Below are 11,896 nucleotides of genomic sequence, written 5' to 3'. Positions count from 1 at the left end.
GTCAGCTGTCCTGCTGGGCCGAGGCGTCGGAGCTCGCGTTCGGCCTCCACGCGGCGCGCGCCTTGCTGGCGGCGGCGATGGATTGCTCCAGCCCCTGCAGGTCGCCCGCGGTCATGAGCGCCTCGAGGTCCTCCAGCGCCTTGCGGAAAGCCTGGGACTGCAGCAGCACCTGCTCGCGGTTGGCGAGCAGCACGTCGCGCCACATGACGGGGTCGCTGGCGGCGATGCGCGAGAAATCGCGAAAGCCCGGTCCGGCGAGACTGAGGAAACGGTCGCCCTGCGGCTGCGCCGTGAGAGCGTTGGTGTACGCGAACGCCAGCAAGTGGGGCAGGTGGCTCACTGCGGCGAAAGAGGCGTCGTGTTCCTCGTGCGTCATCGTGACCACGTTGGCGCCGATGCCGCTCCACACCTGCGAGGCGCGCTGCACATTCGATCGCAGCGTGGCCTTGACCGGCGTCAGCACGACCTGGCGGCCGGTGAAAAGCGAGGCTTCTGCGTGCTCGATGCCCGAGACTTCCTTGCCGGCGATCGGATGCGCCGGAACGAAGTTCGCGAACTGCTTTTGCAGGCCGTTGCGTGCAGCCTCGATCACGTCGCCCTTGGTCGAGCCGACGTCCATCACCAGCGTCTCGTTGGAGATGCCGTGGCGGATCGCCTTGAACATGGCCTCCGAGGCAGCCACCGGCACGGCCAGCAGCACGAGGTCGGCGCCCGACACCGCCAGCAGCGCTGAGGGCGCCACCACGTCGATCACGCCGAGCTGGCGCGCCCGTTCGGTGGTGGACGGCGACTTGCTGTAGCCGACCACGCGTTTCACCAGCTTCGCGCGCTTGAGAGCGAGCGCAAAGGAGCCGCCCATGAGGCCGCAGCCGATCAATCCCAGTTGCTCGAACATCGTGTCTGTCCGGCTCAGGCTTTGACGGGGTAGGCGCCCAGCACCTTGTAGAACGCGCAGAGGCCGCGCAGTTCGGCCAGTGCCGCGGCCACGTTGGGCTGCGAGGGATGGCCGTCCAGGTCGATGTAGAAGTAGTACTCCCACTGGCCGGTGCGCGCGGGGCGCGATTCGAAGCGCGTCATCGACACGTTGTTGGTCTTGAGGGGCACCAGCAGGTCATGCACCGCGCCGGGCTGGTTCGGCACCGAGACGATCAGGCTCGTGCAGTCCTTGCCCGATGCCGGCGGCATGGCCAGCGTCTGCGGCAGGCAGATCACGGAGAAGCGGGTGCGGTTGTACGAATCGTCCTGGATGGCGTGTGCCACGATGTGCAGGCCGAACCGCGTGGCGGCGCGTTCGCCGGCGAGTCCGGCCCAGGCCGGGTTGGTGGCCGCGAGGCGTGCGCCTTCGGCATTGCTCGACACGGCACGGCGCTCGGCATTGGGCAGGTGCTTGGACAGCCAAGTCTGGCATTGCGCGAGCGCCTGCGGATGGGCCAGCACGGCCTCGATGCCCTCGAGCGAGTTCTCGCTGCGCAAGAGGTGATGGCGCACCAGCAGGCTGACTTCTCCGACCACATGGGTGGGCGAATGCAGGAACAGGTCGAGCGAGCGGGTAACCACGCCTTCGGTCGAGTTCTCGACGCCGACCACGCCGTACTGGGCACTGCCCGCGGCGGTGGCGTGGAACACTTCGTCGAAGCTGGCGCAGTAGATCAGGTCGGCGGCGCCGCCGAAGTATTCGATGGCCGCCTGTTCGCAGAAGGTGCCTTCAGGCCCCAGCACGGCCACGCGTTGCGGCGATTCGAGGGCGAGGCACGCCGACATGATCTCGCGCCAGATGGCCGCCACATGGAGGTCCTTGAGCGGACCGCCATTGCTTTTCTGCATCTTGTCGATGACGGCGGCAACGCGGTCAGGACGAAAGAACGGCGTGCCTTCGCGCTTCTTGACCTCGCCGACGAGTTCGGCCACGTGGGCCCGCTCGTTGAGAAGGCTCAGCAGGCGCTGGTCGAGCGAGTCGATCTGCACGCGCAGATCGGCAAGGCTTTCGGAGTTGTAGTCGGAGGAGGGCGGTGTGGGTGCGGAGGCGGTCATCGGTGCGAGCAGCTAGGGCATGCGCCTAGGCATGCGATCGCTCGAATTCTCGCATGTAGCCCACGAGGGCCTGCACCCCTGCCAGCGGCATGGCGTTGTAGATGCTCGCGCGCATGCCGCCAACCGACTTGTGGCCCTTGAGCTGCAGCAGCCCGGCCTCGCGTGCGCCGGCCAGGAACGCCTCATTGCGACTTTCGTCGGCCAGGAAGAACGGCACGTTCATGCGCGAGCGGCAGCCTGCATCGATGCGGTTGGCGTAGAAGTCGGAGCCGTCGATGAAGTCGTACAGCAGCTTTGCCTTCTCGATGTTGCGTTGCTCCATCGCGGCCACGCCGCTGAGCGTGCCCTCGGTCTGCTGCAGCAGCCACTGGAACGTCAGCCCCGCCATGTAGATGCCCCAGGTCGGCGGGGTGTTGTACATGGAGTTGTTGTCGGCAACGATCTTGTAGTTGAAGGCGCTTGGGCAGATCTCGAGGGCGTGGCCCAGGAGGTCGTCGCGCACGACAACGATCGTGAGGCCCGCCGGCCCCAGGTTCTTTTGCGCGCCGCCGAAGGCAAGGCCCACGCGGCTCCAGTCGACGCTGCGCGAAGCCACGTGCGACGAGAAATCGATGACGAGCGGCGCATCGCTGCCGAGCGCGGCGAGGTCGGGCAACTGCTGGAACTCGATGCCGTTGATCGTCTCGTTGGTGCACAGGTGCACGTACGAGGCGTCCTTGGTGAGCTGCCAGGTCGAGGGATCGGGCAGCTTCGTGTGCTGGTTGTCGGCGTTGCTCGCAGCAATGCGCGCGGTGCAATAGCGCTGCGCTTCCTTGTGCGACTTGATGCTCCAGCTGCCGGTGATGACGAAGTCGGCGGTCTTGCCGCGCGACAGGTTCATCGGCACGATGGCGTTTTCGCCGAGACCGCCACCCTGCATGAACAGGATGTGGAAATGGGAGGGCACCGCCAGCAGCGTGCGGATGTCGGCTTCGGCCTGCGTGCAGATCGCGCCGAATTCCTTGCCGCGATGGCTCATCTCCATCACGCTCATGCCGCTGCCCTGCCAGTCGAGCATTTCGGCGGCGGCGCGTTGCAGCACCGCCTCCGGCATGGCAGCCGGACCGGCCGAGAAGTTGTAGGGGCGCTTGCCGGCCGGCGTCTGCTGCTGGGTCACGTTGCTTTACTTCTTGGCGGGTGCCTTGGCTGGAGCCTTGGCGGGTGCGGAACCTTGGGCGGCGCCACCGTCGGTCGGGGCACCGAGGGCCTTGGCGACATTGGTGTCGAGCGCGCGCATCTTGGGCTCGATGGCGGCGCGGGTTTCGGCCACCAGCTTTTCCGTCAATGCAGTCTGCATCTTCGGGTTCAGTTCCTGGTACTTCTTGCTGAGCGGCGAGTTGATCCAGGCCAGCAGTTGCTTGAGTTCGTCTTCGCTGAAGTTCTGCTCGAGCAGCGGAGTAAGGGCGCCCGGTGCCAGTTGAATGGCCTTGTCGCGCACGAGGGGGTAGGCGTCGTCGAAGTACTTCTTGAGCTCGGCGTCGGCTGCCTTGGCAGCGGATTCGCGCTTGGCTTCAGGCACTTGCGTCTGCAGGTACTGCGACCCGGCTTGGGCGATCGGCGAGCTGGATTGCTCGACCAGGCCGCGCGCCAGCGATTCGATGCCGGGGCGCTGGATGTCGATGAACTGCTTGATCAGCGTGGCCTTGTCCTGTGCCATGGCGGCCATCGAGCTGCTGGCCAAAGCTACCGTCAGAAGTGCGAGTTTGATTTTTTTCACTGAGGATTCTCCGTTGAAGATGTAGAAGTATCGTCTGCGTCCGGCTCGCTCTCGCCGTTCGCGTCGTTTTCGACGATACGCTGTAGCCCGCTGAGTTTGGCGCCTTCGTCAAGCCCGATCAGCGTGACGCCTTGCGTCGCGCGACCCAGTTCACGAATTTCGGCAACCCGGGTGCGCACGAGCACACCCTTGTCGGTGATGAGCATGATCTCATCGTCCGCGTGCACGAGAGTGGCGGCAACGACCTTGCCGTTGCGCTCACTCTGTTGAATCGCGATCATGCCTTTGGTTCCGCGGCCGTGACGCGTGTATTCCGTAATGCTTGTTCGCTTTCCGTAACCATTTTCCGTGGCGGTGAGCACGCTTTGCTGCTCGTCCTCGGCCACGAGCATGGCGATCACGCCCTGGCCCGGGTCGAGCGACATGCCGCGCACGCCGCGCGCATTTCGGCCCAGCGGACGGACGTCGTCTTCGGCGAAGCGCACGGCCTTGCCGCCGTCGCTGAAGAGCATCACGTCATGCTTGCCGTCGGTGAGGGCTGCACCGATGAGGTAGTCGCCATCGTCGAGGTTCACGGCAATGATGCCGCCCTTGCGCGGGTTGTTGAACTCGTCGAGCGCGGTCTTCTTGACCGTGCCCATCGAGGTCGACATGAACACGTACTGGTCGGCCGGAAAGTTGCGCTTCTCGCCGGTGAGGGCGAGCGCGACGTTGATCTTCTCGCCTTCCTGCAACGGGAACATGTTGACGATCGGCCGGCCGCGCGAGCCGCGCGAACCCGCCGGCACTTCCCACACCTTGAGCCAGTAGAGCCGGCCGCGGTTGGAGAAGCACAGGATGTAATCGTGCGTGTTGGCGATGAAGAGCTGGTCGATCCAGTCGTCTTCCTTCGTCGCGGTGGCCTGCTTGCCGCGGCCGCCGCGCTTCTGCGCGCGGTATTCGCCCAGCGGCTGGCTCTTGATGTAGCCGCTGTGCGAGAGCGTCACCACCATGTCCGTCGGGGTGATCAGGTCTTCGGTCGAGAGGTCGAACGCGCTGTGCTCCACCAGGCTGCGGCGTGCGCCGAGCTTGCTCTGGCCGAACTCCTGCTTGATGGTGCCCAGTTCGTCGCCGATGATGACCGACACGCGCTCGGGCTTGGACAGGATGTCGAGCAGATCGTCGATCTCGGCCATCACGTCCTTGTATTCAGCGACGATCTTGTCCTGCTCGAGGCCGGTCAGGCGCTGCAGGCGCATCTGCAGGATTTCCTGGGCTTGCGTGTCCGAGAGGCGATAGAGACCATCCGAGCCCATGCCGAACTCGCGCTCCAGGCCTTCGGGACGGTAGTCGTCGGCGTTGATCACGCCACCGTCGGCGCGCGAACGCGTGAGCATTTCGCGCACCAGCTTGCTGTCCCAGCTGCGGGTCATCAGTTCGGCCTTGGCAACCGGGGGCGTCGGCGATTCGCGGATGATCCGGATGAACTCGTCGATGTTGGCGAGCGCCACCGCCAGGCCTTCGAGCACGTGGCCGCGTTCGCGGGCCTTGCGCAGCGTGAAGACCGTGCGGCGCGTGACCACTTCGCGGCGGTGCTGCAGGAAGACCTGGATCAGGTCCTTCAGGTTGCACAGCTTGGGCTGGCCGTCGACCAGGGCCACCATGTTGATGCCGAAGGTGTCCTGCAGCTGCGTCTGCTTGTAGAGGTTGTTGAGCACAACCTCGGGCACTTCGCCGCGCTTGAGTTCGATCACCAGGCGCATGCCCGACTTGTCGGACTCGTCCTGGATGTGGCTGATGCCTTCGATCTTCTTTTCGTGGACCAGCTCGGCCATGCGCTCCTGCAGCGTCTTCTTGTTGACCTGATAGGGGAGCTCGTCGACGATGATCGCCTGGCGCTGGCCGCGGTCGATGTCCTCGAAGTGGCACTTGGCGCGCATCACGACCTTGCCGCGGCCAGTGCGGTAGCCGTCCTTCACGCCATTGATGCCGTAGATGATGCCGGCGGTGGGGAAGTCGGGCGCCGGCACGATTTCCATCAACTCGTCGATGCTGGCCTCGGGGTTGCGCAGCAGATGCAGGCAGGCGTCGACGACCTCATTCAAGTTGTGCGGCGGGATATTGGTGGCCATGCCGACCGCAATACCGCCCGAGCCATTGACCAGCAAATTCGGCAGTTGGCTCGGCAAAACTTTCGGTTCTTTTTCGGAGCCGTCGTAATTGTCCTGAAAGTCGACAGTTTCCTTGTCGATATCGGCCAGCATTTCATGCGCAATTTTGGCCAGCCGGATTTCCGTATAGCGCATTGCGGCCGCGTTGTCTCCATCCACGGAACCGAAGTTGCCCTGGCCGTCGACCAGCATGTGGCGCATGGAAAAGTCCTGCGCCAATCGCACGATGGTGTCGTAGACCGATTGATCGCCGTGCGGGTGGTATTTACCGATCACATCGCCAACGATACGGGCCGACTTCTTGTACGGGCGGTTCCAGTCGTTGTTGAGTTCGTGCATGGCAAAGAGCACGCGCCGATGCACAGGCTTGAGGCCATCGCGTGCGTCGGGTAGCGCTCGGCCCACGATCACGCTCATGGCGTAATCGAGATAGCTGCTGCGCATTTCCTCTTCGAGACTGATGGGCAGGGTTTCTTTGGCGAAGGAGGTCATGGGCAAGAGGCTGGCGGCAGGAAGGCGAAATTTTACGCTGTGAGGGGTGTCGCACCGCCGCAACACAAGGCGGCTATTCCGCCTCCGTCCTACGCTTCGGGGGCGCCCAGCGGCCTGTTTGCCAAAGACCCTATGGCACAATCGCCTCAACGTTTTGGGTGGTGGTCACTTAAAGCGTCCTTGATTCGCAGCGCGGCTGCGGCTTTTTCCCCAAGAGGAGAACCATGAAGAAACTGAATAAAGTGGCGATGATGTTTGCAGTCGCTGCGCTCGCCACTGCCGCCGGCGCGCAGACCCGTGTCACCGCTGCGGACGGCGGTCCTACGATCGACAACTGGCAAAACGGCACCGGCGAACTGGTCTGGAAGAACGGTACGAACGAACTGTGCTGGCGCGATGCCAACTGGACGCCGGCTACCGCCGCCGCCGGTTGCGACGGCGCTCTGGTTCCCGCAGTTGCTGCGCCTGCAGCACCTGGCGCAGCTCCTGTTGCTCCTGGCGCACCGCCCGCTGTCGCTGCTTCGAAGGTGACCTTCGCAGCCGACGCATTCTTCGACTTCGACAAGTCGGTTCTGAAGCCTGAAGGTCGCGCCAAGCTGACCGACCTGGTCGAGAAGATCCGTGGTGTCAACCTCGAAGTGATCATTGCTGTGGGCCACACCGACTCGATCGGTACGGACGCCTACAACCAGCGTCTGTCGGTGCGTCGCGCCGAAGCCGTCAAGGCCTTCCTGGTCTCGAAGGGCATCGAACGCAACCGCGTCTACACCGAAGGCAAGGGCGAGAAGCAGCCAGTGGCTGACAACCGCACCAAGGAAGGCCGCGCCAAGAACCGTCGCGTGGAAATCGAAGTGGTCGGCACTCGCGCCAACTAATCGATCGATTCCATCGATGATAGAAACCCCGCCTCGGCGGGGTTTTTTTATGCCCGTCGAATTTGACGGCAAGAATTCAACAAGATCGTCCTGCGCGTGCCGGGCATTGCCCGCTTCATAATTGCCCTATGACAGAAAATGTGAATGCCGATCCGGCTGAACTCGCCAAGTTTTCAGAACTGGCGCATCGGTGGTGGGATTTGGAGAGCGAATTCCGCCCACTGCACGAAATTAATCCACTGCGTCTCGAATGGATTGACGGTATTGCACCTATTTCGCAGCATCGCGTGCTCGATATCGGTTGCGGCGGCGGAATCCTGGCTGACTCGATGGCTCGCAAGGGCGCAGACGTGCTGGGGATCGACCTCGCAGGCAAGGCGCTCAAGGTCGCGCAACTGCATGCGCTCGAGGCCGGCACGCGCGGCGTCAAGTATCGCGAGATCAGTGCAGAGGCGCTGGCCGAGGAGCAACCGGGCAGCTTCGATGTCGTCACCTGCATGGAAATGCTGGAACACGTGCCGAAGCCCGCTTCGGTGATCCAGGCCTGCGCCACGCTGGTCAAGCCCGGCGGGTGGGTGTTTTTCTCAACCATCAACCGCAACCTGAAGTCCTTCGCGCTGGCGATCGTAGGTGCGGAATACATCCTCGGGATGCTGCCGCGTGGCACCCACGAGTATGCGAAGCTGATTCGTCCCAGCGAACTCGCCGCCTACTGCCGCGCAGCAGGCCTTGATCTGCGGCACACGCGTGGCATGGAGCACAACCCGCTGACCCGTCGCTACTGGCTCAGTGCCGACACCAGCGTCAACTACATGTTCGCAACGCAAAGGCCGCCACTGCCGGCTTCGCAGGGATGAAGGGCGCACTCACACGCGCTGTTCTGTTCGACCTGGACGGCACGCTGATCGACAGCGCGCCTGACCTGGGCGCTGCAGCCGACAAGATGCGGACCGACAGAGGCCTTGAATCCTATCCCTTGGAGCGCTACCGCCCGTTCGCCGGTTCGGGCGCGCGAGGCATGCTCGGCGTGGCATTCGGCATCACGCCCGATGCCCCCGAATTCCCGGAGCTACGCGAAGAGTTCTTCGTGACTTACGAGCGCCGCATGCTGCTCAACACACAGGTGTTCGACGGCGTCCAGGCGCTGATCGATGCGATTCAGGCGCGCGGTCTGCTGTGGGGGGTGGTCACCAACAAGTCGATGCGATTCACCGATCCGTTGACCCGCGCCATCCCGCTTTTCGCCAGTGCGCGCGCCATCGTGAGCGGTGACACCACGCCGCATGCCAAGCCGCATCCCGAACCGCTCCACGAAGCGGCGCGGCGACTGGGTGTTCCCTCGGAGGCGTGCATCTATGTGGGCGACGACGAGCGCGACATCATCGCGGGCCGCGCCGCCGGCATGCTGACGGTGGCCGCTACCTATGGCTACATGGGATCGCAGGCCGATTCGACGCTCTGGCAGGCCGATGCGTCAATATCTTCGCCCACGGAGCTCTTGCATTTGCTCGATAGCGCCTAAAATGCAAGGCTTGGGGCTGCACTGGTTTCGACGTGGGTTCGGAATCGCAGCGGGGCATGTCGAGCTGAATGCGCTCGTAAAACAGATTCAAACAAACTAACTGCAAACGACGAACGTTTCGCACTCGCTGCTTAATTGCCAGTGAGCTTTGCAACAGCAGGCCGATGGGCTGGGCAAGGGGGTGACAGAGCAATCTGAATCCTCCCGGCTGCAAAGATAATTACATCGGCTGGCTCCGATCCGGGTACCTTGGGTCGGGGCGAGAAAATAGGGTGCTGGCGTCCGGTTTAGCGTGTGACTGCGCGACTCCGGAAGCGAGACTCAAATCAGATCACTAAACATGTAGAACTGCGCGATGAAGGCTTGCGGACGGGGGTTCAAATCCCCCCAGCTCCACCACTCAACAGAACGGCAGCCATTGTCACCAATGGCTGCCGTTTTTTATTCCACCGCAGAGCTTCAGTAGCACTGGAACAGCACACCCGACTCCGCCGGCGCCCTGCCGATCCACTTCGGAGTGAGGCTCTTTGCGCTGCAATAATCCGCTGCGAGCGTGTAGCTCGGCGCACGCAGGACGCCTTCGCGGAACGGCACGATCTCGTTCGGGGCCGAACAGCCGGTGAGGACCGCAATGATCAAACCAAGCGGAAGCAGTGTGGTGCGCCAATTCATCGGGCCATTCTAAGACGCCAGGTGTACGCCCGCGCCCGGCTTGCGTCCGGGATAGAGATACCTGGAGTACGCGCCGGACTTGCCGAACAGCTGCTGCGCAAGCTTCACCGGATCTTCATCCTTGTGCTTCTCGTAGAGCACGGGTCCCCAGATGATGAAGCCGTCGATGCTGAGGCTCCCGGGTGCGGGCTCGATGGCCTTCCAGGCGTGCGCAAACTTCGAAATCCAGGCCAGGGCCTCGGTCAATGCGTGATTGGGCGCAGGGGCTATATCTTCGGTCGCTTCGGTCTTGGACATGACGGCATCCTCGATGGAAATACTGTACAAATATACAGTAAAATCCTCTCATGGAAAACATTCCGGCCACCCTCTGGATCGCCGCCTGCGCGCATCGGTTGCGGCAGCGCTGGCACACGGTCGATGTCCTTGAGCTGGAAGACCTCGCACGCCATCTCCGGCGCGATGCGCGGCTGCGGGCCATGCGGCCCGACGATGCCGCGGTCGACTGGCTCCGCCCTGTCGACCGACCTGTCGCCCAAATCTCGGAGCCGGCATCCGCCGTTCCGCCCTATCGGCTGCCTTCTGGGCAGCGCCCGATTTCTCCTTGACGGGTTCGCCGTCCCCCGCCGGTCAACCTGCGCGGGGTCCTTGATGCCATGCCAGCAGAAAGGCTTGAGCCCAGCGTCGCCGCTGGGTTTTTTTTGCCTGATCGCGGGGCTATAGTCGGCGAGCGCTGCGCCTCGCAACCCGCAGCTCCTCTCCCCGATCCCAAGGACGCTCGTGCCGGACTCACTGACTTCCACGCTGACCAGCTACTACGACACGGTGCCCTACGACTCGCACCCGTTCCCGCAGTCCGCGATGGAGCACCTGGAGGCGCTGGCCTTCCTGTTTGGGCTCGATGCGCCCGCTCCCGCCACGGCCCGCGTGCTCGAGCTCGGCTGCGCGGCCGGCGGCAATCTGATTCCCTTCGCGGCGCGCCACCCCGAAGCGCGCGCCGTCGGCGTCGACCTGTCGACCGTGCAGGTATCGCAGGGCGTTGCGGCCATCGCCCATGCGGGCCTGTCGAATGTGGAGCTGAAGGCGTTCAACATCGCCGACATCGACGCCTCGTTCGGCCAGTTCGACTACATCGTCTGCCACGGCGTCTACAGCTGGGTGCCGGGTCCGGTGCAGGACGCGATCCTGCGCATCTGCTCGGAGAATCTCGCGCCGAACGGCGTGGCCTACGTGAGCTACAACGTGTACCCGGGCTGGAAGGCGCGCGAGATCGTGCGCGACGCGATGATCCTGCGCGGCGGCCCGCGCGACACGCCCGACGAAAAACTGGCCTACGCGCGCGGCATGCTCGAATTCCTCGAGCAGTCGGCGCGCCCCGACAGCGTGCTCAAGAAAACGCTCGAGGAAACCATGCCCATCGTGCGCGGCTCCAGCGGCTATTACCTGCTGCACGAATTTCTCGAACCCTGCAACGAGCCCTGCTATTTCAAGGAGTTCGCCGCGCGCGCCGATGCCCGCGGCCTGGCCTACCTGTGCGATGCGGAGCCCTCGACCATGTTCGTGCAGAACTACGGCGAGAAGGTGCGCGATCCGCTGCTGCGCGAATGCGGCGGCAGCCAGATCATGATGGAGCAGTACCTCGATTTCCTGGTCAACCGCACCTTCCGCCAGACGCTGCTGGTCAAGCAGGAGCGCGCCAGGGACATCCGCTACCGCCTCGATCCGGCACGCATCCGCGCCCTTGAATTCGCCGGCATGTTCGCGACCGAGGACGGCGGCGCGCTGACGCTCGATGCGCGCGAGCAGCCCTGCAATGCGATGCGCAACCTCAAGGTCACGCTGCGCCTGCCCGCGCACAAGGCCGTGGCACAGCTGCTCGAAGCGAGCTATCCGGCGTCCGCCTCTGCCGAGGCGCTGATCGAGACTGCAACCAGGCTCACCGGCGATCCGCGCGATGCGGTCGAGCGCATCGTGCTGGCCATGCTCGAGGAGCTGGTGATCCTCGGTGCCTTGCGGATCCGGCGCACGCCGGTGCCGGCGGCGACCGAAGTCGCCAGCCTGCCGCAAGCCCTGGCCAGCGTTCGCGGCGCGCCCGGCCTTGCGCTCACGGCGGGCGCCAACGCTCACGCATGCAACCAGTGGCACGAGTCCGTGGGACTCACGCTGCTCGAGCGCAGCCTGCTGCCGCTGCTCGACGGCGCGCATTCGTACGAGGCGCTGGCCGAACACCTGGCCGCCGAAGTGCGTGCAGACCGCCTTCGATTCATCAAGGACGAACAGCCGCTGACCGATCCCGAGGCGCTGAAGGATTTCGCGCAGCAACAGGTGGCGCTGGCGTTGAAAGACTTGCGGCGCAAGGGGCTGCTCACGGCCTGACCCGATCGATCAGATCCATCTT

12 protein-coding genes and 1 other RNA gene are annotated in these 11,896 nt (G+C 64.1%); 6 read left to right on the top strand and 7 right to left on the bottom strand.

Translation table 11 applies throughout. The features are described from left to right. Nucleotide 1: 1 nt before the first annotated feature. The 5 genes from M2282_RS26910 to gyrA form a co-directional block, all read right to left on the bottom strand. Nucleotides 2-895, bottom strand: a complete 894-nt coding sequence (locus tag M2282_RS26910) for a prephenate dehydrogenase (RefSeq protein WP_280811843.1) — start codon at nt 893-895, stop codon at nt 2-4. Between the two features lie 14 nt (nt 896-909). Continuing rightward, a complete protein-coding gene (gene pheA, locus M2282_RS26905; RefSeq protein ID WP_280811842.1) occupies nt 910-2,031 on the bottom strand; it encodes a prephenate dehydratase in 1,122 nt (373 codons plus the stop codon). Nucleotides 2,032-2,056: 25 nt separating this feature from the next. Beyond that, nucleotides 2,057-3,124 (bottom strand): 3-phosphoserine/phosphohydroxythreonine transaminase, encoded by a 1,068-nt coding sequence (gene serC / locus M2282_RS26900; RefSeq protein WP_432422947.1) that lies wholly within the window; start codon nt 3,122-3,124, stop codon nt 2,057-2,059. A gap of 69 nt (nt 3,125-3,193) precedes the next feature. Then, nucleotides 3,194-3,787, bottom strand: coding sequence for a DUF2059 domain-containing protein (locus tag M2282_RS26895; RefSeq protein WP_280811840.1), 594 nt, complete (start codon nt 3,785-3,787; stop codon nt 3,194-3,196). Then, nucleotides 3,784-6,429 carry a DNA gyrase subunit A gene (gyrA, locus tag M2282_RS26890; RefSeq protein WP_198787778.1) on the bottom strand — a complete coding sequence of 882 codons (2,646 nt, stop codon included), beginning with the start codon at nt 6,427-6,429 and terminating at the stop codon, nt 3,784-3,786. Before gyrA ends, M2282_RS26895 begins: the two co-directional genes overlap by 4 nt. 224 nt (nt 6,430-6,653) lie before the next feature. Here gyrA and ompA point away from each other — a divergent pair, with 224 nt between their 5' ends. The 4 genes from ompA to ssrA all read left to right on the top strand — a co-directional run bounded on the left by ompA (nt 6,654) and on the right by ssrA (nt 9,225). Continuing rightward, entirely contained in the window at nt 6,654-7,304 is a 651-nt protein-coding gene (gene ompA, locus M2282_RS26885; RefSeq protein WP_198787779.1) for an outer membrane protein OmpA, read from the top strand. A 128-nt stretch (nt 7,305-7,432) separates the two neighbouring features. Next, nucleotides 7,433-8,161 (top strand): bifunctional 2-polyprenyl-6-hydroxyphenol methylase/3-demethylubiquinol 3-O-methyltransferase UbiG, encoded by a 729-nt coding sequence (gene ubiG, locus M2282_RS26880; RefSeq protein WP_280811839.1) that lies wholly within the window; start codon nt 7,433-7,435, stop codon nt 8,159-8,161. Next, a complete protein-coding gene (gph, locus tag M2282_RS26875) occupies nt 8,158-8,826 on the top strand; it encodes a phosphoglycolate phosphatase (protein ID WP_280811838.1) in 669 nt (222 codons plus the stop codon). The genes ubiG and gph overlap by 4 nt, the downstream gene beginning before the upstream one ends. Before the next feature lie 12 nt (nt 8,827-8,838). After that, nucleotides 8,839-9,225: a transfer-messenger RNA gene (gene ssrA, locus M2282_RS26870) on the top strand. Nucleotides 9,226-9,285: 60 nt separating this feature from the next. On the opposite strand, the gene M2282_RS26865 is transcribed toward ssrA, so the two are convergent. Together M2282_RS26865 and M2282_RS26860 are read right to left on the bottom strand one after the other, a co-directional pair. Beyond that, nucleotides 9,286-9,498 (bottom strand): hypothetical protein, encoded by a 213-nt coding sequence (locus M2282_RS26865; RefSeq protein WP_280811837.1) that lies wholly within the window; start codon nt 9,496-9,498, stop codon nt 9,286-9,288. Between the two features lie 9 nt (nt 9,499-9,507). Beyond that, nucleotides 9,508-9,795 carry a hypothetical protein gene (locus M2282_RS26860; RefSeq protein WP_280811836.1) on the bottom strand — a complete coding sequence of 96 codons (288 nt, stop codon included), beginning with the start codon at nt 9,793-9,795 and terminating at the stop codon, nt 9,508-9,510. Between the two features lie 50 nt (nt 9,796-9,845). On the opposite strand from M2282_RS26860, the gene M2282_RS26855 reads away from it, so the two are divergent. Continuing rightward, on the top strand, nt 9,846-10,106 hold the full coding sequence (locus tag M2282_RS26855; RefSeq protein ID WP_280811835.1) for a hypothetical protein: 261 nt from the start codon (nt 9,846-9,848) through the stop codon (nt 10,104-10,106). Nucleotides 10,107-10,278: 172 nt separating this feature from the next. Next, nucleotides 10,279-11,874: a class I SAM-dependent methyltransferase gene (locus M2282_RS26850; RefSeq protein WP_280811834.1), complete on the top strand. Its 1,596-nt coding sequence runs from the start codon at nt 10,279-10,281 to the stop codon at nt 11,872-11,874. Nucleotides 11,875-11,896: the final 22 nt, after the last annotated feature.

The organism is Variovorax boronicumulans, assembly GCF_029892485.1.
Lineage (GTDB): Bacteria > Pseudomonadota > Gammaproteobacteria > Burkholderiales > Burkholderiaceae_C > Variovorax > Variovorax boronicumulans_B.
This window is presented reverse-complemented; position numbering and strand designations above follow the sequence as displayed.

Bases quoted from the DNA above. Each gene is read 5' to 3' on its own strand.
- M2282_RS26910 (WP_280811843.1), bottom strand. From the start codon at position 895: ATGTTCGAGCAACTGGGATTGATCGGCTGCGGCCTCATGGGCGGCTCC.
- pheA (WP_280811842.1), bottom strand. From the start codon at position 2,031: ATGACCGCCTCCGCACCCACACCGCCCTCCTCCGACTACAACTCCGAA.
- serC (WP_432422947.1), bottom strand. From the start codon at position 3,124: ATGCCGGAGGCGGTGCTGCAACGCGCCGCCGCCGAAATGCTCGACTGG.
- gyrA (WP_198787778.1), bottom strand. From the start codon at position 6,429: ATGACCTCCTTCGCCAAAGAAACCCTGCCCATCAGTCTCGAAGAGGAA.
- ompA (WP_198787779.1), top strand. From the start codon at position 6,654: ATGAAGAAACTGAATAAAGTGGCGATGATGTTTGCAGTCGCTGCGCTC.
- ubiG (WP_280811839.1), top strand. From the start codon at position 7,433: ATGACAGAAAATGTGAATGCCGATCCGGCTGAACTCGCCAAGTTTTCA.
- gph (WP_280811838.1), top strand. From the start codon at position 8,158: ATGAAGGGCGCACTCACACGCGCTGTTCTGTTCGACCTGGACGGCACG.
- M2282_RS26865 (WP_280811837.1), bottom strand. From the start codon at position 9,498: ATGAATTGGCGCACCACACTGCTTCCGCTTGGTTTGATCATTGCGGTC.
- M2282_RS26860 (WP_280811836.1), bottom strand. From the start codon at position 9,795: ATGTCCAAGACCGAAGCGACCGAAGATATAGCCCCTGCGCCCAATCAC.
- M2282_RS26855 (WP_280811835.1), top strand. From the start codon at position 9,846: ATGGAAAACATTCCGGCCACCCTCTGGATCGCCGCCTGCGCGCATCGG.